The organism is Pantoea sp. DY-15 (assembly GCF_019795935.1).
Lineage (GTDB): Bacteria > Pseudomonadota > Gammaproteobacteria > Enterobacterales > Enterobacteriaceae > Pantoea > Pantoea leporis.
The window spans coordinates 18,278-37,739 of sequence record NZ_JAIMIF010000008.1 but is presented as its reverse complement, the minus strand read 5'-3'; the positions used below and the strand labels follow the sequence as shown (position 1 = coordinate 37,739).

Below are 19,462 nucleotides of genomic sequence, written 5' to 3'. Positions count from 1 at the left end.
TATGATTCAAATCGATAACCTGCGCATCAATTTCGGTGCGCACACGGCGGTAAAAGACGTCAGTTTCTCGGTCGGTAACGGCGAAAGTTTTGGCCTGGTCGGTGAAAGCGGCTCGGGCAAATCCACCATCCTGCGCGCGCTCGCCGGACTGAATGCCGACTGGCAAGGCAGCATGCTGTTTGGTGGCATGCAGCTCAGCGCCAAACGCAGCCGCGCCTTCTATCGTCAGGTGCAGATGGTATTTCAGGACCCGTTTGGTTCGCTGCATCCGCGCCAGACCATCGATCGCATCCTGCACGAACCGCTGCTGGTGCATCAGCTCGATCGCGCCGAACAGCGCATCAGCCAGGCGTTAAGCGAAGTGGGGTTGCCCGCGTCGGTGCGTTTCCGCTATCCGCATCAGCTGTCGGGCGGCCAGCGTCAGCGCGTGGCGATTGCGCGCGCGCTGATCGCCGAACCGGAAGTGCTGCTGCTGGATGAGCCGACCTCGGCGCTGGATGTGTCGGTGCAGGCCGAAATCCTCAATTTACTCAGCGATTTCCGCAGCGAGCGCAAACTCACCTACATTATGGTGACGCATAACCTCGCGGTGGTATCGCACCTGTGTCAGCGCATTGGCGTGATGCAGAATGGCGAGATGGTGGAGCAGCTGAGCGCCGACGATCTGCGCGCGCGGCGCATCCAGCATCCGCATACCGCCCAACTTTTCGATCTCAGCATGACGCTGGAGGAACCGGCATGACCGCTCACTGGCAACACGCCGCGGATGTCGCACAACAGATCACCGAAAGCTGGCAACAGCCAGGCGCGCCGGGCGGTGCGATGATCCTGTTTGATGCGCACCAGATTCACTCAACGCACTGCGCCGGATTGGCCGATTTGGCGCAGCAAACGCCGTTCAGCGCCGACAGCGTGGTGCGTTTCGCCTCGATCACCAAACATCTGTTTGCCGCGCTGGTGACCGGGCCGGGCCGCCGCTATCTCAAGCTCGACGATCCGCTGGTGCAGCATCTGCCGCAGCTGCGCGGCGCCAACGGCCAGATCACCGTCGGCCAGGCGCTGGATATGAGCAGCGGTTTGCCGGACGTGCGCGAAACCTTATCGCTGCTGGGATTATCGGTATACAACGCCACCCGCGCCGACGACCTGCTGGATTTTGTCGCGCGCGAAGGCGATCTCAACTACGCGCCCGGCAGCGAAATCTCCTACACCAACACCGGTTATCGGCTGGTTGAAGAGGCGCTGAAAGCCAAAGGCGTGTTATTCAATGACCTGCTGCAGCAGTACATCTGCGATCCGCTGGATATCAACCTGATTGCGCCGGAAAGCTGGTTCGATATTGTGCCCGGTTTAGTGCCCGGCTACTGGCAAAACGGCGCGCAGTGGCAGCTCTCCAGCGCCGGTTTGCATCTCTCGGCATCGGGCAGCGTCACCGGCAGCCTGAATCATCTGACGCGCTGGCTGCAAAGCCTGCTGGCCGATAGCGGGCCGGGCGCGGGCGTGCTGCAGCGCCTGAGCGCGCCGCGTCATCTCAACGATGGTCGCACCAGCGGATACGGTTTGGGCATCACCAGCTCGACGCTTGGCAGCCAGACGCTGTTCGGTCACGGCGGTTCGCATGCCGGTTATAAGAGCTATTTCCTGCTGCATCCGGAGCTGAAAATCGGCGTGGCGCTGGTCGCCAACCGCGAAGATGTCACCACGTCGGAAAGCGTGCTGCGCGTGATGGCGGCGCTGCTCAATCGCGCGTTACCGGAGAAAGGACACGATTTAACGCCCGGACTTTACGTGGCGGAAAACGCCGCCGACTGGCTGGAAATCAAAGGCGCGACCGCCACCTGGCTCGGCGCAGGCGAAACCTTGTGGCGTGACGATGTGCACGGCACGGCGGTGTCGCTCTCCAGCACTTTCCCGATGCAACTACGCCATGCTGGCGCGGCGATTATGGGAGAGATTGGTCATGCCGCACGACGTTTTGTGCCGGTGCAGGCCGATCAGGACAGCCTCGCTCATCTGCAGGGCCGCTGGTTCGCGCCGCAGTGGCGCAGCGAGTTGGTGATTGAGGGCGACAGCTTAATCATGGGCATCGGCCCGGCGGCGATTCGTGCGCGTTTGCAGTCCCTGGGCAACGATCGCCTATTAGCCATCGCGCAGGATGGACCGTGGGAGAAGCGCTTCGCGATTGCGCGCGAAGGTGACACGCTGCGGCTGCTGTTGAACCGCAGCCGCGTGGTGCGCTTTTTACAAACAGCATGCCCTAAATAATTCGAGTTGCAGCAAGGCGGCAAGTGGGTGAATCCCCAGGAGCTTACATCAGTAAGTGACTGGGGTGAGCACACGTAGCCAACGCAGCGGCGGCTCGAAGTATGACGGGCGCTAAGCCACGTAATGATGTAAACGACCGATTTTCTCGATTTCCACTTCAATCTCATCGCCGGGGAACATAAACAGCGGTGGCGTGCGTTTTTTACCGACGCCGCCTGGTGAACCGGTGATGATCACATCGCCTGGCGACAGCGGGCTGAACGCGGAGATGTACTCAATGATCTTCGCCACCGGATGCACCATGCTGGCGGTGGTGTCGTTCTGCACTTCGCGCTGATTGAGCCAGGTTTTGATCGCCAGCTGCTGCGGATCGGGGATCTCGTCAGCGGTGGTCATCCACGGTCCGAAACCGCCGGTCTGCTGCCAGTTTTTCCCGGCGGTGAACCAGGTAAACTGCATGTCGCGCACCGTGGCATCCATAAAGCAGCTGTAGCCCGCAACGTGCTGCAACGCATTGGCGGCTTTCACCTGATAGGCCGCTTGGCCGATGATCACCGCCAGTTCACCTTCGTAATCAAATTCCTGCGTGGTAGCGGGTTTCAGCAGCGGCTGCTGGTGCGCCGCCAGCGAATCCGCGAAACGCACAAACAGCGTCGGCGCTTCAAGGGTCTCGGCAAACTCTTTGCGTTTGTCAGCGTAGTTCATGCCAACGCAGAACACTTTGCCAGGATTTTCCACCACCGGCAGGAAGCGAATGGCGCTAAACGGGTGATCAATCGGCTGGGACACATAGGCGTCGAGATCGCTTAACGCGCCGCGTTGCAGCAAGGTTTTCAGGTCCGGGCAGTCAGCGCCGAGACGCAAGCCGATATCAATCACGCCCTCTTGCTGCACAATACCGTAACTTTTTCTTTGCTGGTCAATAAGATAAAAACTGCAGAGCTGCATGACTGCCTCGTTGTTATATATAAATTGCGCGCAGGTTAGCAAAATTCAGCAGGAAATGCGGACCGACCTGATGATTTAACGCGGTCGCCATTAATGGCGCCCCTACGAGTTGCATGCGGCAATGTCGTAGGGTGCGCATTAATGCGCACCGTATACATGGCCGCACCGGATTACGACTGCGTGCTCGCCAGATAGGAGAAGGCGCTCAGCAGGCTGATTAACGTGTTCATGTCATCGGCACGATAGCCAACGGTGACCGCATCAATGCGCATCACGCCGGGAATCAGGCTGAACAGATCCGCCAGCACCGGTTTGCTGGCTTGCAGCTGCATCTCATAGGGCGCGCTCAGGCGCGTGGTGCTGACCTGGCGTTTGCGTTGCACGGCGGCCGTCGCTGCAGCGCGAATGGCATTTTGCGCTGCCTGCGGGCTAATGGATTCGGCGCAGGTGTGCGAGATGGCGCGTTTCACGCAGACGTAATCCACCGAGGGATAATGCTCGGCAATCCAGCCTTTAAGCTGATCGTCACCGCTCACCAACCACAGCGGCGTGCCCTGTTCAGCAGCGGCTGCGGCGTAGATGTCGCTTTCGCCCATCACCTTGCCGTTGATGTGAATGCGCCAGAACGCACGGCCGTTAATGGTGTGCGCCAGCACACCCGGTTCACCCGCCGCGCTGTGATAGCCGATAAAGAACAGGCCATCAAACGGCTGCTGCTCAATGCCTTCTACCATCGATAAGCCGCGCGGTTTGCCCTGCACCATGCGCGCGCGGGGATCGATATTTTCCGCACGCAGGTTGGTCATCTGCGCGTGGCTGTCGGCCACCACCACTTCCGTTGCGCCGCCAGCAAAGGCGCCATCGATCGCGGCGTTAACTTCCTGTTCCATCAGTCCGCGTGCCAGTTGGTATTCGGCGTGGCCGGGTGAACACTGTTCTGGTCGCATCACGCCGGCGATGCCTTCGATATCGGCTGAGATAAAGATTTTCATCAACTTAATTTATCCAATACTTCCGTTAACGACGGCCGATGATGGCCACGAAAACCGGTGACAGATTCGGCGCTGAGTAAGGCATCCAGCACCGCGTGTTCGGTGGCATCGGCGGCGGCGGCGAGCAGCGGTTCCAGCGTGGACTCTTCTGGCGGTTGCGGCTGCGGCTGGGTGGAAAACGCTAGCGCGATATCGCCCGAACCGTGGCCCCAATAACTGCCTAGTCGTCCCAAACCGGCACCGGCGCGTTTGGCGACGCGCTTCAGCTGACGTGCATCGAGCGGCGCATCGGTCGCCATAATAATGATGATGGAACCGGCATCGCGCTGCGGCGTCAGTTCCGGCAGCAGCGGCGCGATCATTTCACCCAGGCGTACGCCATCCAGCGTCAGGGCGGTTAACGCGCCAAAGTTCGCCAGCACCAGCACGCCCAGCGTGGCGTTGAGCGACGGAATACTGCGCGATGCCGTGCCAATGCCGCCTTTCAAACTGAAACAGCTCATGCCGCGCCCGGCACCGACGCTGCCGCGCTCGAAATCTGCCGTGGCGTCATAGAGTGCTTGCTGCGCCATCGCTTCGGTGATCGCCAGCGCCTGAATATCGTTAAGCCAGCCGTCATTGCACTCCAGCGCCAGCGGATTGACCGTGGGCAAGTTGCGGCCCAACTCGCGGTTGCGGCTGATGGCATCGCGCACCAGCGTGGTAAACAGCGTGCCAACCGCCAGCGTGTTACTCAGTAGAATCGGCGTTTGCAGCACGCCTAACTCTTCAACCTGCACCAGGCCAACCGGCTTGGCGAAACCGTTAAACACCGCCGCCGCACAAGGCAGCGGCTGGATAAACAGATTGTCGCCCGGCGGCACAATCGCGGTAACGCCGGTTTGTCGCTCGCCGTCGGCTAGCGTGTAGTGACCGACGCGCACGCCCGGCACATCGCTGATGCGATTGGTTGGCCCGCTGGCGCTGCGCAGTTGTCCCAGCTGGCGCTCGTTGCGCCAGCGTTGCAGCAGCAGGTCGCGCTGCAGTTGTTGAAAGTCCATGCTTAGCTCTTCAGTTTGGGATCGAGCGTGTCGCGCAGCGCATCACCCAGCAGGTTAAACGCCAGCACGGTAATAAATATCGCCAGACCCGGAAACACGCTGACGTGCCACAAACCCGCCATCATCATGCTGCGGCTCATCGCCAGAATATTGCCCCACTCCGGCACATCGGGTTCCGGGCCGAGGCCGATAAAACTCAGCCCGGCGGCGGTCAGAATACTGGTGCCGATACGCATCGTGAAATAGACAATCACGTTTGACAGCGTGCCCGGCAGAATATGGCGCAGCAGAATCACGCGATCCGGCGCACCGGCGCAGCGCACCGCTTCAACATAAGCTGCCTGTTTCAGCGACAGCGTAGAAGCACGCACGATACGGGCAAATACCGGCACGCTGAAGATGGCGACCGCAATGATGACGTTGTTCAGTCCCGGACCGAGAATCGCTACCACCGCAATCGCCAGCAGCATGCCGGGAAAGGCGAACAGCACGTCGGAGCCACGCATTATCAGCATATCGATCCAGCGTCCGTAATAGCCCGCCAGCAGGCCCAGCAGCACGCCGACCACCATGCCGAGCGTCACCGACAGCACGCCAACGTACAGTGAGATACGCGCGCCAAAGATGATGCGGCTGAACAGATCGCGGCCGAGTTCGTCGGTGCCCATCCAGTGTGTACTGGACGGCGGCGATGACAGCGCCATCCAGTCCGGTGCCATCGGATCCCACGGCGCCAGCCAGGGTGCGAAAATAGCCACCAGCACCAGCAGTAGCACAAAGCCACCGGAGACCAGCGCCAGCGGATTACGCACCAGCGCGTGCAGGAAATCGCGCCACGGCGAACGGATCGCCTCCTGCGCGTGGGCAGGCAGAGATTGCAGACTCATCAGGGCTCCTGTCGCAGGCGAATTGCTGGGTTGACCACGGCATACAGCAGATCGACCAGCAGGTTAATGACAATAAATTCAAACACGAACAGCATGACTAACGCCTGGATCACCGGCTGATCCTGCGCCTTGATCGACTCGATCAACAGCCAGCCCAGTCCCGGCCAGTTGAACACGCTTTCGACCACGATCGATCCGCCGAGTAAGAAACCGAACTGCAAACCGAGCATGGTGATCACCGGGATCAACGCATTGCGCATCACGTGTTTCCACGTCACCAGCCGATTGCGCAGCCCTTTGGCTTTGGCGGTGCGCACGTAATCTTCCTGCGCCACTTCGAGAAACGCCGAGCGGGTGAAGCGCGCCATCACCGCCGCCACCGAGGAACCGAGCGTGATCGCCGGTAATACGATGTCGCTGGGCTGGTTGAAGCCGCTGACGGAGAACAGGCCAAACGGCATGGCGACGAACTGGATCAGCAGCAGACCGAGCCAGAAAGTGGGCATCGAGATGCCGCCGACGGCGACGCTCATTAAGGTCCAGTCCTGCCATTTACCGCGTTTCAGGGCGGCAAACACGCCGAGGAAAAGGCCCAGAATCACCGACCAGGCAAAGCCGGCCAGCGCTAGCCACAGCGTAGGCATAAAGCCCTGTTTGATCACTTCCAGCACCGGCTGTTGGGTGCGATAAGTGACGCCCAGATCGCCGCGCAGCAGGCCGCCGATCCAGTTGATATATTGCTGCGGCAGCGGATCGTTAAGTCCGAGATGCTGACGCGCTGCTTCCACCGCGGCCAAAGGCGCATCCGGCCCGGCGTAGATACGCGCCGGATCGCCAGGCAGCAGTTTGATGAAGCCGAAGACCAGCAGCGAGACCACCAGCAATACGGGGATCATCTCCAGCAGTCGGCGAATGATGTATGCGAACATGCGGTTCCTTTATTTTTTGGGATGGTGCTGGCTGCTCCCGGATGGTGCTGGCTGGCCCCAGATCGTGCTGGCTGTCCCCAGACCGTGCTGGCTGTCCCCAGACCGTGCTGGCTGTCCCCCATCCCGGCCTTCCCCCGCAAGCGGGGGAAGGAGACGCTGCCACATGCCAGTGATGAAGCTGCATGTGGCAGCATCTTCCTCCCCCATTTATGGGGGAGGACCGAGGAGGGGGACAGCGAGCACATTCGTGGGGGACAGCAAGCACATTCGTAGGGGGACAGCGAGCACCCAACCCCACCCAACCTTTACTTAAACGTCGCCTGATTAAACAGGAAGTTACCATCCGGCAGCATCGACACACCGCTCAGCGTGCTGCGTTTGCCGACCAGGTTGTCTGGCGTGCCGAGGAACGCTACCGGTGCCTCTTTCCACAACACTTTCTGCGCTTCGGCGTAGGCTTCACCACGCTTGGCCGGATCGGCAGTGGCTAAGCCACCGGCAATCGCTTTGTCGGCTTCGGCGTTGCTGAAGTACGAAACGTTATACGAGGTCGGCACCCAGGATTCAGTGGCGTAGAGTGGACGCAAGGCCCAATCGGCATCACCGGTTGAGGTCGACCAGCCGCCGTAGTAGAGATCAAATTCCGCCTGTTTCGGGTCCTTCACGCCCCATAGTTTGGCGTTGCGCGTGCCGGAATCCATCGGCGTGACCGTGGCGCGAATGCCCACCGTTGCCAGCTGCGCTTTCAATACCTGTGCGGCACGCACGCTGGCGGTGGCGTTGGTGACCCACAGTTTGAGATCGAGGCCATTCGGATAACCGGCGGCCTTCAGCAGCGCTTTGGCTTCATCTGGCGCATAGCGGTAGTTCGGCGTAGCTTGTTTCTGGTAGAACTGCACGCCTTCCGGAATCGCCGAGCTGGCTGGTTTGCCCATGCCGGCAAACGCCACTTTCAGCCACAGATCGCGGTCGATGGCGTAGTTGATCGCCTGCCGCACGCGCACATCATTCAGCGGTTTGTGCTGGGTGTTGATCGCCATGTAATAGAGATAAATGCTCGGATCGCGCTGTACCGCCAGTTTGCTGTCGCTCTGCACGGTGGCGATCAGATCGGATGGCAGCGGCCAGATCGCATCCACCTGGCCCGACTTCAGCGCCGCAACGCGCGTGGCATCTTCCGGGCTGGGCGAGAAGATCACGTTATCCACTTTCGGCCAGCCTTTTTGCCAGTAGCCGTCGTACTTCGCCAGCGTCACCGCTTTGCCCGGCTGCCACGTTACAAACTTGAACGGGCCGGTGCCGACCGGATGCAGACGCAGCTGCGCTTCTTCCGGATACTGCTTGAGAATCGCCGGGCTCCACATCACCGCCGACGGATGCGCCAGCGTGTTAATGAAGGCACCAAACGATTGGTTCAGATCGATTTTCACCTGATCCGGCGCCAGTACCGTTACCTTGGCAATCATCTTGTAAAGGCTGTTGCGCTTGAGGCCTTTGCTCTGGTCGGCAAGGCGATCAAGGTTGGCTTTCACCGCTTCAGCATCGAACGGCGTGCCGTCCTGGAAGGTCACGTCTTTACGCAGCGTCAGGGTAAATTCGGTGGCGCTGTCGTTGCTGGTGTAGCTGGTGGCGAGCCACGGCTGCAGCTTCATCTTTGCATCGAACTGGAACAGACGCTCGAAGATGCCGCTCTGCACCGAGTAGCTGACGTTATCGGAGGTATCGTGCGGATCGAGGCCGGTGATGTCGGCATACATCGAAATGCGCAGATCCTGCGCCTGAGCGGCGGCGGCCAGCGAGAGGGTCAATCCCAGCGCAAGCGCAGTACGGCGAAAAATCGGGTTCATGAAATCTCCTGGTATTGAGGGTTAGCGCGAAACAAAGTCAGCGACCCAGTGTTGCGGAGCAACCTGGCGATAACGCGGTTTAATGACCGTTTCTCCCACCTTGCGCAGCGGCGAAGGAATTTCGCCCTCTTCGAAAGTGCGGGGTTGACGGTTCTGGGGATCGGCCACCGGCACCGAGGCCAGCAGACGTTGGGTATAAGGATGTTGCGGCTGGTTGAACACCGATTGGCGCGGCCCCAGCTCCACAATCTGGCCGAGATACATCACTGCCACGCGGTTAGCGATACGTTCCACCACCGCCATGTCGTGCGAGATAAAAATCCACGCCACGCCGGTTTGCTGTTGCAGATCCATCATCAGGTTCACCACCTGCGCCTGAATCGACACGTCCAGTGCCGAGACGGCTTCATCGGCGATGATCACTTTGGGTTTCAACGCCATGGCACGCGCAATGGCAATGCGCTGGCGCTGGCCGCCGGAAAATTCGTGCGGATAGCGCCGCGCATGTTCCGGCAATAAGCCCACGCTTTTCAGCAACGCATCAACCTGCGGCGACGCTTCTTCCAGCGATTTCACCCTGCCGTGCAGCAGCAGCGGTTCGGCAATGGTGAAACCGACGGTGAGACGCGGATTGAGCGAGGCGTAAGGATCCTGAAACACCATCTGGATTTCACGGCGCAGCGGCTGGAACTGCGCCTCTTTCAGGTTGGCGATTTCATTGCCCTGGAAATGGATGCTGTCGGCGTCGCTGTTAATCAGCCGCATCAGCGCCCGGCCGGTGGTGGATTTGCCGCAGCCGCTTTCGCCGACAATCGCCAGGGTTTCGCCTGGCCACAGGCTGAAGTCGATCTGCTCCACCGCGTGCACCTGATGGGTAAGCGCCGAGAAAATCCCGCTGCGAATCGGGTAGTACACTTTCAGGCCACGCACATCCAGCAGCGGCGTTTCGTCATAGCGCGCGGTGCGCTGCTCGCTGTTATCACTGGCATTGCTGCCCAACAGCGGAAAACGCTGCGGCCATGCGTGTTCGCGCATATCGCCGAGCTTCGGCACCGCCGCCAGTAACGCTTTGGTGTAAGGATGCTGCGGCGCGTTAAAGATGTCGCTGACCGTGCCCTGCTCAACCACTTCGCCGCGCAGCATCACCACCACGCGATCGGCGATTTCTGCCACCACGCCCATGTCGTGGGTGATGAACAGCACCGCCATCTGCTTCTCACGTTGCAGGTCGCGCAGGATATGCAGAATGCGCGCCTGCACCGTGACATCCAGCGCGGTGGTCGGCTCATCGGCGATCAGCAGTTGCGGATCGCAGGCCAGCGCCTGCGCAATCATCACGCGCTGGCGCATGCCGCCCGACAGCGAATGCGGATAGCTTTTCATTACGCGGTCCACATCGGCGATGCGCACCTGGCGCAGTAATTCACGTGCGCGCGCGTCGGCCTGACTTTTGTCGCAAATCTGATGGTCACGCAGCGCTTCAGTCAGCTGATCGCCGACGCGCAGCACCGGATTGAGCGAGGTCATCGGCTCCTGAAATATCATCGCCATTTCGCGGCCACGCAAAGCACGGCGCTGGGTTTCATTCAGCGTGACAAGCTGATGCGCGTGGCCCTGACGATCGCGGAACTGCATGCTGCCGCGATCGATACGCCCGGATGCGGCCAGCAAGCCCATCACCGCCAGCGAGGTGACCGATTTACCCGAGCCACTTTCGCCCACCACGGCAACAATTTCGCCCTGATGAATGTTAAAACTGATGCCCTTCAGCGCCTGATTTTCGCCGCTGCGGCCGCGAAAACTGACGCTGAGATCCTGAATCGCGAGCACCGGTTCTGAACCGGCAACGCTGGCGGCGTTGGGTGTAAGTAAAGTGTCCGTCATCGTTGCTCCGCATGCGGGTTACAGCCAGATTTGGCCTTGAGCGTAAGAAAGGAAGGGCGAGCTATCGGCGGCCAGCCAAATGGGGCCATCGAGGTCGACATGTTCAGCGGCAATCGCCACCGGCAGCGCCGCTTCCATCGCCAGTGAAGAACCGAGCATGCAGCCGACCATCAACCGCATATCGTGCTTCTGCGCCTCCTCCACCATCGCCAGCGCTTCGGTTAAACCGCCGCACTTATCCAGCTTGATGTTGATCATCTCGTAGCGATTGCGCAGCGGCGCGATGTCCTCGCGGGTGTGGCAGCTCTCATCGGCACACACCGGAATCGGGTGCGTGAAGCGCTGCAACGCCTGATCCTGACCCGCCGGCAGCGGCTGCTCGACCATCGCGATGTTAAAACTCGCCAGCGCGTTGAACAGGCTGGGCAAATCCACGCCCGACCAGGCTTCATTGGCATCAATGATTAAGATGGCGCGCGGCGCGGCCTGACGAATCGCGGCGACTTTCTCCAGAATGTCGTCGCGATTAAGTTTGATTTTCAGCAGGATGGCGCCGCGTGATACCGCATCGGCAGCGCCGGCGGCCATGTTTTCGATGGAGTCGAGGCTGAGGGTTTCGGCGGTGATCACCGATGGCGGCTGACGACGCTCGCACTGTTGCCACAGCGTGTGCTTCGCCAGCGCGGCATCGAGACGCCACAGTGCGCAGTCCAGCGCATTACGCGCTGAACCCGCTGATAAACGGCTTTGCAGATCGAGGCGGCTCAGGCCCGCTTCCATGTCGGCGCGCAGCGCTTCCAGTTCGGCGTTGACACTTTCTGGCGTTTCATCGTAGCGCGGCGTTGGCGTACATTCGCCGCGGCCAATAAAACCGTTCTGCTCCAGCGTCACGCGAATCACCGTGACTGCGGTGCGCGTACCGCGTGAGATGGCGAACGGACGCGCCAGCGGCAATTCCAGCACTTCAATCTGCATGCGCCGCATGTTAGCCACGCTCCTGCAGCAGCGCGGCGATATCCGCAATGCCGAAACGCACCGGATCGGTGGCAGGCACGCCGAATTCGGCGCTGATCTCTGCACAATAGGCGCGCGCTTCGTCTTCGCTGTAGTTCGAGGTGTTAATGGCGAAACCGGCCAGCTGAACCGCGTCGCTGGTAACGTGCGCTGCGCGCAGGTTGGCTTCAACGCAATCTTTCAGGCTGACCATTGGCTGATGCGGCAGATGACGCATATGCGGACGCCCCATTTCATGGCACATCACCAGCCAGTGCGGCTGCGCACCGTGGATCAGGCCCATGCTGACGCCAGCGTAGGAAGGATGGAACAGCGAACCCTGACCTTCAACGATATCCCAGTGATCGGCGTCATTGGCTGGCGACAGCGCTTCGACCGCGCCGGCGATGAAGTCGGCAATCACCGCATCAATCGCGATACCTTCACCTGCTACCAAAATACCGGTCTGGCCGGTGGCGCGGAAATCGGCTTTCATGCCGCGTTCGCGCATCGCGGCTTCCAGCGCCAGCGAAGTGTACATCTTGCCTACCGAGCAATCGGTGCCGACAGTAAGTACACGCTTACCTGTACGCTTTTTACCGCTGCCTACGTCCAGTTTTGGACGCATGTGGCGCAGGTCGAACAGCTCAACGCCGAACTCTTTAGCCAACGCCACCAGCTCCGGCTCATCCACCAGACGATGGTGCAAACCGCTGGCAACGTTCATCCCGGCTGAGATGGCGCTTTTGACCGTGTCGAGCCAATGCGTGGGCAAGTAACCACCGGCATTGGCGGTGCCGAGGACCAGCGTTTTGGCACCGCGCGCTTTGGCAGCGGCGATGTCGAGGACGTCGAGGCCAAGCGTGACGGTGCAGCCCGGCAGCTTGATTTCGCCAACGCACTGCTCTGGACGCCAGACGTGAATGCCGCGTGCGGTTTTAGCGGCCAGTGGATCGGTTACGTCGCCGAGGAAGAGTAAATAAGGTTGTGGGATCAGCATGATGTTTCTCGTTTCAGACGGTTTATAGGGCCTGAATTGACTATTTCACGCAGAAGATGGGGTGACGAATGCTTGTTTAGTGGCGGGGTATAACGTGCGGCTATAGCCAGATCGAAATCTAATGGCTGAGAAGTTTTATCAGCGAGTTAGGGGAAAAATGGGGAGATTAGCGGCTGGATAGATAAGAAAATCGTTGATAACCACAGGTCGATCCCTGACCGCGATTATCGAGGGTATTTGACGGAATGCTTAGTTTAAAGCACCCGGCGGTACGTGTTTGAAAGTCTCGACATAAGAACGGAACACGTAGCGGAAAAAGCGTTTCATAAAGCACCTGGTTCAAAAATTGTTGAAGAAATACGCAAAAAGTATAGCCGCTGAGCGTTTTTACCGCAATTATTTTTGAAGTAGATCACAGAATTGGGGGTTGGTGCGGGTGTGAAGAAAAGGTCGCCATAAATGGCGACCCTACATTGGCGCAGTTTAATTTGTAGGATACGCATTTATGCGCAGTTGAATTCGTAGGGTGCGCATTTATGCGCACCAGGCAGCAGCATGGTTAATTAAACCAGCCTAAATGCTCGCTTAAAATGGTGCAGCCAATGCTGATCAGCACTACTCCGCCCAACACTTCCGCCCATTTGCCCATCACCGGGCCGATAAAGCGTCCAACCAATACGCCGGTGGTTGCCATGATAGTGGTCGCCGCGCCGATGGTGACGGCGGTCATGATGATATTCACCTGCAGGAACGCCAGGCCAACACCGACGGCCAGCGCATCAAGACTGGTTGCGACGGCGGTTAACGCCAGCACCATAAAACCATGACGCTGCGGCGCTTCGCACGGCTCGTCAGCGGTTTGACGAAAACCTTCCATCATCATACGGCCGCCCAGCACGGTTAACAGCACGAATGCCACCCAATGATCCCACGCCATGATGTAGCGGCTGGCCGCGAGGCCAATTGCCCAGCCAATCAGCGGCGTCAACATTTCGATAACGCCGAAAATCAGGCCGGTTCGCAGTGCCTCTTTGAAACCTGGGCGATGCAGCGACGCGCCTTTGCCCAGTGCTGCGGCGAAAGCGTCCATCGACATGCCAAAGGCCAAAATCAGGGTAGCGATAAATGTCATGGGTTTTAAATCAATGCCGCGGAACCGGCGCTAAAGCCGCTACTTGTCCGCATTTATTGTTCAGTAATGAAAAAGTGCGCGCAGTCTAACACGCAAAAACGTCAAAAAAAAGACAGTAAAATCAGGGATTTAAGTATAGCAAAGGCTATAACTCTTAACTTCCGCTATTTTTGACGCTAAGTGAATGGAATAGAAGAAATTTCTGAGCGCGAGCCGGCGCGGGGATTGCACCGTAGCGCGGTTTTATGCGCTAATGCCCGCGCTAACTGATTTGGACAATGACCATGAATAACCCATTCGAAACGCTGATCATCCCAGGCGGCATTCTGCTGCTAGGCTTTCTTTCCGCCCTGCTGCTGCCCGCGCCTTCATTTGGTATTGAGCTGGCAAAACAATTGCAGGAAACCCTGCATCTGATGGATGTTAATCAGTTGTATACCATCGTCTTTAGTTTGTGGTTTTTGCTGCTGGGCGCGATCGAGTTTTTCGTCATTCGCTTCCTGTGGCGCCGCCGATCGCGCTGATCATTTTTCCGGCAAGGTGATGCATTTTTCTTCTGGCAGCTTTACGCGGCCATACCTCAATTCATCACCACAAAAATGTAACATTACTTTTACACGACATGGCGAAATATCGCGCAACATAAAATCCGCATAAATAATCAATTTAGTTAAAACATATATTTTTCAACACATTAAAATGTGATGCATATCACCCGCCGTTTTCACCCCCGTCAAAACCCATCACAATAGCGTAACAACTGCATTACTCTAACCTTCTGATTAAGAGATAAAAATCCCTTATGACCGCGAGGTTGAGCTGATTAATTCTTATGCTGAATCATTTCCGCCTTTAAAAAATAAACAAACGTTTAATTCCGATACGAGAATGTTATATTCGGATGCATATGCATAACGTGCAGTTAACCGTTATCGTCCCCGTGACTTATACCTGAGTCTTAACCTTTGAGAGATAGCGCCACGCGCTCGAAAGAAGCGCGGCTATTTCGCCTGCGAACCTGTTGAGCTTCAGGTCAACAGAGAGAGGAGATGTCGCCTCATGAGTACTACTGCGGTAAATCTGGCGCTCGCCGCCGCTTCAATGGAAAGTGCAAACCTTCAGGAACGAAAAGACGTCGACGTACTGCTGATTGGCGCAGGCGTGATGAGTGCGACTTTGGGCGCATGGCTGCAAGATCTCGAGCCTGACTGGTCGATTGAGATGGTTGAACGTCTTGATGATGTGGCCGTTGAATCCTCTAATGGCTGGAACAACGCCGGAACCGGTCACGCCGCGCTGGCGGAGCTCAACTATACGCCGCAGAAGGCGGATGGCAGCATCGACATCGCCAAAGCGGTGGCGATTAACGAATCGTTCCAGATTTCGCGTCAGTTCTGGGCGTATCACGTGCAGAAAGGCAACCTGCGCAATCCCAAAAGCTTTATCCACAGTACGCCGCACATGAGTTTCGTCTGGGGCGACGATAACGTTGAATTCCTGCGTAAACGTTTCAATGCGCTGCAGAAAAGCACGCTGTTCCGCGGCATGAATTACTCTGAAGATCGCGATCAAATCACGGAGTGGATTCCGCTGGTGATGAACGGCCGCGACAGCAAACAGAAAGTGGCGGCGACCTGGACCGAAATGGGTACCGACGTGAACTTCGGTGAAGTAACGCGCCAGCTGATTGCCTCTTTAGAGAAGAAAGCCAATTTCCGCCTGCGTCTGCGCCAGGAAGTGCGTGATATCAAACGCCTGAGCGACGGTCGCTGGCAGGTCACGCTGCATAATCTGGCCAGCGGTGAAAATCGTGTGCTGACCACGCGCCAGCTGTTTATCGGTGCCGGCGGTGCGGCGTTGCCGCTGCTGCAGAAATCCGGCATTCCGGAAGTGAAAGGCTACGCCGGTTTCCCGGTGGGCGGTTCATTCCTGGTGACGGAAAATCCTGACGTGGTGAAACAGCATATGGCGAAGGTGTATGGCAAAGCCAGCGTCGGCGCACCGCCGATGTCGGTGCCGCACGTCGATACCCGCGTGCTGGATGGCAAACAGGTGCTGCTTTTTGGGCCGTTTGCTACCTTCTCAACCAAATTCCTCAAAGAGGGTTCGCTGCTGGATATGTTCGGCGCGATGAACACCAGCAACCTCAAGCCGATGGTGCAGGTTGGCCTGAAAAGTTTCGACCTGGTGAAATATCTGGTTGATCAGGTGCTGCAAAGCGACAGCGATCGTATGGAAGCGTTGCGCGCTTACGTGCCGCAGGCGAAGCAGGAAGATTGGCGTTTAGTCACTGCTGGCCAGCGCGTGCAAATCATCAAGAACGATGCCGTTGAAGGTGGCGTGCTGCGTCTTGGTACTGAAGTGGTGACTTCGGAAGATGGCACCATTTCCGCCTTGCTGGGTGCCTCACCGGGCGCCTCCACCGCCGCACCGATTATGCTCGAGCTGATGGCGAAAGCCTTCCCGGAACAGATGCGTTCACCGGAGTGGCAGACCAAAATCCGCATGGTGATCCCATCGTGGGGCCGCAAGCTGAACGGCGACGTCGCACTGACCGAGAAAGTGCTGGCCGATACCAGTCGCGTGCTGCAACTCGACTACGAGCCGGTGATTACACCCGATGCCGCCAACGATGAAGCGCGCGAAACCGCGCACGTGGTGGGTAAGTAACAAGGTAGTATCAGATGTTGGCAAGATGAGAGGCCGCGAAAGCGGCCTCTTTTTTATGGCTAGCTCAGCAGCACCGCGTCGTACAACATCCACACTGTTGTCGCCACCAGCGACAGCGCCATCAAACTGTTAAACGCCTGACGTTTCCACGCGACCTGCAGATGGCTGCGAAGGCGATCGCCCAGCGCTGCCCAAATCAAAATGCACGGCAGATTCAGTGCGGCGAATCCCAGTAGCACCGTCAGCACGCCGTTACTGTTGGCGTACATCAGCGCCACGTTGGTGACCATCAACCAGGCCTTGGGATTCACCGCCTGGAAACAGATGCCGCCAATTAGCGTCATGGGACGCGGGCGTTCACGCAGTTGCGGCGCGCCAGCGCGGAAAATCTTCCACGAAAGCCACAGCAGATAGCTACAGCCGACTACCGTCAGCGGCAGGCGAATCGCGCCCATCCAGTGCAGCAGCGCATCCAGCGCCACGCTCGCCAGTAGCATCTGTATTGCGCAGCCTAGCAGGATGCCAAACAGCATCGGCAGCGTGCGTTTAAAGCCAAAGTTAACACCCGACGTTGCCAGCAGCAGGTTATTTGGACCCGGCGTGATCGACATCACGGTGACGTAGCTGAAGAATGAGGGATCGAGCATGATGCGCTTCCTGAAGAATCAATGATGCCTTCATGCTAATGCGTATGTTGCAATGGAAACAGAGACACAAAACCACTATTGTAATGGGTACAGTTGTTTCAAAAATGAATTGTACCCATCGCGCGCGGAGGCTTTTGTGTCCCTTCCACTCTCATCCGGTCAAACGCTGTATCAGCAGTTGGTCGATAGCTTTGCCGAGTCGATACATCAGGGCACGCTGAAGCCGGGTAAACGGCTGCCGGCGATACGCCGCGTGGCACAATCACATCAGGTGAGTATCAATACCGTGCTCAATGCATGGCAAATCCTCGAAGATCGCGGCCTGATTGAATCGCGGCCGCAGTCGGGTTATTACGTGCGTGGCGTGCTGCCCGCCGTGACGCGTTCAGTAAAACCGCTACCGGCAAAAATCAACGATCCCAGCGCGCAGAAGCTGGAGCTGATTGAGCAAGTGTTCGCGGCGCAAAATAATCCCGATTACACCAATATCTCATTAGCCTGTCCGCAGGATGGCACCTTCTATCCGGCGGCGCGGATCGGGCGAATTACTGCGTCGATTTTGCGCCAGAATCCCGACATTATCGGACGCTATGCGCTTCCACCCGGTAGTGAGCGCTTACGGGAGGAGATTGCGCGTCGTGCCCTGCACAACGGCATCAACTTGCCGCCGCAGGCGATCACACTGACGCACGGCTGCATGGAAGCACTCCAGCTGGCGCTGCGCGCGGTGACTAAACCCGGCGATTGCATTGGTTTGGAGTCGCCGACCTATTTCTTCCTGTTCCCGCTGCTGGCGTCGCTGGGGCTGAAAGCGCTGGAAATTCCTACCGATCCGCAGCAGGGATTGTCGCTGGATGCGCTGGAGATGCTGCTGCAGGAGAAGCGGGTTCAGGCGGTGATCGCCATGCCCGGCGCGCAGAACCCGCTGGGATATGTGATGCCGCTGGAGAATAAAAAGCGGCTGGCGAAGTTAGTGAACACTTACCACGTTCCGCTGCTGGAAGATGGTTTGTACGACGAATTGCAGTTTGAGTGGCCGCTGTCGCCGCCGGTAAAGGCGTTTGATAGCGAGGGTTGGGTGATTTACTGCACCAGCTTTACCAAAACCGTGGCGCCTGATTTCCGCGTCGGCTGGACTGCTGCCGGGCGTTTTCATGACGCTATCGCTCACCTCAAAGCGGTGTCGTCGATGGCGGAATCACGCTTGTTAAGTGAAACCCTGGCCGAATTTCTTGCCAGCGGCGGCTACGATCATCATCTGCGCACGCTGCGTCGGCGCTATGCCGCCAATCTGGATGCGGCGCGCGGGATTCTGGCACGCCACTTTCCGCAGGGCACGCGCGCGACCCTGCCGCGCGGCGGGTTTGTTTTTTGGGTCGAACTGCCGGGGAACATTGATACCGTAGAGATGTTTCATCGTCTGCTGCAGGAGCAAATCTGTGTGACGCCGGGCGCGCTCTACTCCCTGAGCGATCGTTACAAACATGCGTTGCGCCTCTCCTGCTGCTACCCGTTTGATGAACGTTATACGTGGGCGCTGCAGCGCACCGGCGCGCTGGCCTGTGAAATGACAGGCCTCGCGCCGGGACAGGATCAGGGTTTGCCGTTGCGGCCCCAGGTGGTGTAAGGCTCGCGTTCGGTCAGGCGTTCGTAATAAGTCTGCACCGCCGGGAAGTCAGGGTGTTCCAGCGGGGTTTCAAACCAGCGGTTCACCGCCAGCCCAACCGGAATATCGGCCAGCGAGAAATTGCGGCCTGCGACATAGCGCCCAGTTTTCTCCAGATGCTGGTTGAGTATGTTCATGGTGTGCGTCCAGCCTTTCACGGCCGCCGCCAGCAAGCGGGGATCCTGATGCGCCGGCGAGTTGCGCACCAGCGACATAAATGCGTAACGCCAGGACGTGTTAAGTTCGGTGGCTTGCCAATCCATCCACTGATCAACTGGCGCGCGCGCGCGGGGATTGTCGGGATAGAGCCATTCGCCGCCATTGCTGTTGGCGAGATAGCGCAGAATAGCGTTGGATTCCCACAGCACGAAGTCGTCCTCGATTATTACCGGGACCATGGCGTTGGGATTGAGTGCCATAAACTCTTTCGAGTGCAGCGATTGTGGATCATCGCCCCAGGGTTCTAATTCGTACGCAATATCGAGTTCTGCGCACAGCCACAGAACTTTTCGCACGTTTATTGATGAAGTACGGCCAAGAACTTTTAACATTGCGGACTCCG

General features: G+C 58.3%; 17 protein-coding genes. 5 read left to right on the top strand and 12 right to left on the bottom strand.

Annotation, left to right across the window (positions count from 1 at the left end; translation table 11 throughout):
• The first annotated feature begins 1 nt into the window (after position 1).
• Positions 2 to 742 carry an ABC transporter ATP-binding protein gene (locus K5Y32_RS22910; protein WP_222185964.1) on the top strand — a complete coding sequence of 247 codons (741 nt, stop codon included), beginning with the start codon at positions 2 to 4 and terminating at the stop codon, positions 740 to 742.
• Positions 739 to 2,265, top strand: coding sequence for a serine hydrolase (locus tag K5Y32_RS22905; RefSeq protein WP_222185963.1), 1,527 nt, complete (start codon positions 739 to 741; stop codon positions 2,263 to 2,265). The genes K5Y32_RS22910 and K5Y32_RS22905 overlap by 4 nt, the downstream gene beginning before the upstream one ends.
• A gap of 111 nt (positions 2,266 to 2,376) precedes the next feature.
• Here K5Y32_RS22905 and K5Y32_RS22900 read toward each other — a convergent pair whose 3' ends face one another.
• The 10 genes from K5Y32_RS22900 to mntP all read right to left on the bottom strand — a co-directional run bounded on the left by K5Y32_RS22900 (position 2,377) and on the right by mntP (position 13,917).
• The gene (locus K5Y32_RS22900) at positions 2,377 to 3,213 is read right to left on the bottom strand and encodes a fumarylacetoacetate hydrolase family protein (RefSeq protein WP_222185962.1); all 837 of its coding nucleotides are present in this window, start codon (positions 3,211 to 3,213) and stop codon (positions 2,377 to 2,379) included.
• Between the two features lie 170 nt (positions 3,214 to 3,383).
• Positions 3,384 to 4,205, bottom strand: a complete 822-nt coding sequence (locus tag K5Y32_RS22895; RefSeq protein WP_222185961.1) for a M55 family metallopeptidase — start codon at positions 4,203 to 4,205, stop codon at positions 3,384 to 3,386.
• Complete coding sequence (locus K5Y32_RS22890) at positions 4,205 to 5,245, bottom strand: P1 family peptidase (RefSeq protein WP_222185960.1); 1,041 nt, start codon at positions 5,243 to 5,245, stop codon at positions 4,205 to 4,207. The genes K5Y32_RS22895 and K5Y32_RS22890 overlap by 1 nt, the downstream gene beginning before the upstream one ends.
• A 2-nt stretch (positions 5,246 to 5,247) precedes the next feature.
• Positions 5,248 to 6,132, bottom strand: coding sequence for an ABC transporter permease subunit (locus K5Y32_RS22885; protein WP_007891891.1), 885 nt, complete (start codon positions 6,130 to 6,132; stop codon positions 5,248 to 5,250).
• Positions 6,132 to 7,061, bottom strand: a complete 930-nt coding sequence (locus K5Y32_RS22880) for an ABC transporter permease (RefSeq protein ID WP_154193928.1) — start codon at positions 7,059 to 7,061, stop codon at positions 6,132 to 6,134. The genes K5Y32_RS22885 and K5Y32_RS22880 overlap by 1 nt, the downstream gene beginning before the upstream one ends.
• A gap of 305 nt (positions 7,062 to 7,366) precedes the next feature.
• Positions 7,367 to 8,908, bottom strand: coding sequence for a glutathione ABC transporter substrate-binding protein (locus K5Y32_RS22875; RefSeq protein WP_110867705.1), 1,542 nt, complete (start codon positions 8,906 to 8,908; stop codon positions 7,367 to 7,369).
• 21 nt (positions 8,909 to 8,929) lie between these two features.
• Positions 8,930 to 10,792 carry an ABC transporter ATP-binding protein gene (locus K5Y32_RS22870; protein ID WP_222185959.1) on the bottom strand — a complete coding sequence of 621 codons (1,863 nt, stop codon included), beginning with the start codon at positions 10,790 to 10,792 and terminating at the stop codon, positions 8,930 to 8,932.
• A gap of 18 nt (positions 10,793 to 10,810) precedes the next feature.
• Positions 10,811 to 11,776: an N-acetyl-D-Glu racemase DgcA gene (gene dgcA, locus K5Y32_RS22865; RefSeq protein ID WP_222185958.1), complete on the bottom strand. Its 966-nt coding sequence runs from the start codon at positions 11,774 to 11,776 to the stop codon at positions 10,811 to 10,813.
• A 1-nt stretch (position 11,777) separates the two neighbouring features.
• Positions 11,778 to 12,785, bottom strand: a complete 1,008-nt coding sequence (dgcN, locus tag K5Y32_RS22860; RefSeq protein ID WP_222185957.1) for an N-acetyltransferase DgcN — start codon at positions 12,783 to 12,785, stop codon at positions 11,778 to 11,780.
• A gap of 559 nt (positions 12,786 to 13,344) precedes the next feature.
• The gene (gene mntP, locus K5Y32_RS22855; RefSeq protein ID WP_101762773.1) at positions 13,345 to 13,917 is read right to left on the bottom strand and encodes a manganese efflux pump MntP; all 573 of its coding nucleotides are present in this window, start codon (positions 13,915 to 13,917) and stop codon (positions 13,345 to 13,347) included.
• A 284-nt stretch (positions 13,918 to 14,201) separates the two neighbouring features.
• Here mntP and K5Y32_RS22850 point away from each other — a divergent pair, with 284 nt between their 5' ends.
• The gene (locus K5Y32_RS22850; RefSeq protein WP_222185956.1) at positions 14,202 to 14,441 is read left to right on the top strand and encodes a DUF1158 domain-containing protein; all 240 of its coding nucleotides are present in this window, start codon (positions 14,202 to 14,204) and stop codon (positions 14,439 to 14,441) included.
• A gap of 535 nt (positions 14,442 to 14,976) precedes the next feature.
• On the top strand, positions 14,977 to 16,587 hold the full coding sequence (mqo, locus tag K5Y32_RS22845) for a malate dehydrogenase (quinone) (protein ID WP_192236910.1): 1,611 nt from the start codon (positions 14,977 to 14,979) through the stop codon (positions 16,585 to 16,587).
• Between the two features lie 59 nt (positions 16,588 to 16,646).
• On the opposite strand, the gene K5Y32_RS22840 is transcribed toward mqo, so the two are convergent.
• On the bottom strand, positions 16,647 to 17,234 hold the full coding sequence (locus K5Y32_RS22840) for a LysE family translocator (protein ID WP_176972553.1): 588 nt from the start codon (positions 17,232 to 17,234) through the stop codon (positions 16,647 to 16,649).
• Positions 17,235 to 17,370: 136 nt separating this feature from the next.
• Between K5Y32_RS22840 and K5Y32_RS22835 the strand changes: the two genes are divergently transcribed.
• Positions 17,371 to 18,861, top strand: coding sequence for a PLP-dependent aminotransferase family protein (locus tag K5Y32_RS22835; protein WP_137386740.1), 1,491 nt, complete (start codon positions 17,371 to 17,373; stop codon positions 18,859 to 18,861).
• Here K5Y32_RS22835 and K5Y32_RS22830 read toward each other — a convergent pair.
• Positions 18,828 to 19,451, bottom strand: a complete 624-nt coding sequence (locus K5Y32_RS22830; RefSeq protein ID WP_101762777.1) for a glutathione S-transferase family protein — start codon at positions 19,449 to 19,451, stop codon at positions 18,828 to 18,830. The genes K5Y32_RS22835 and K5Y32_RS22830 overlap by 34 nt on opposite strands.
• Positions 19,452 to 19,462 lie beyond the last annotated feature (11 nt).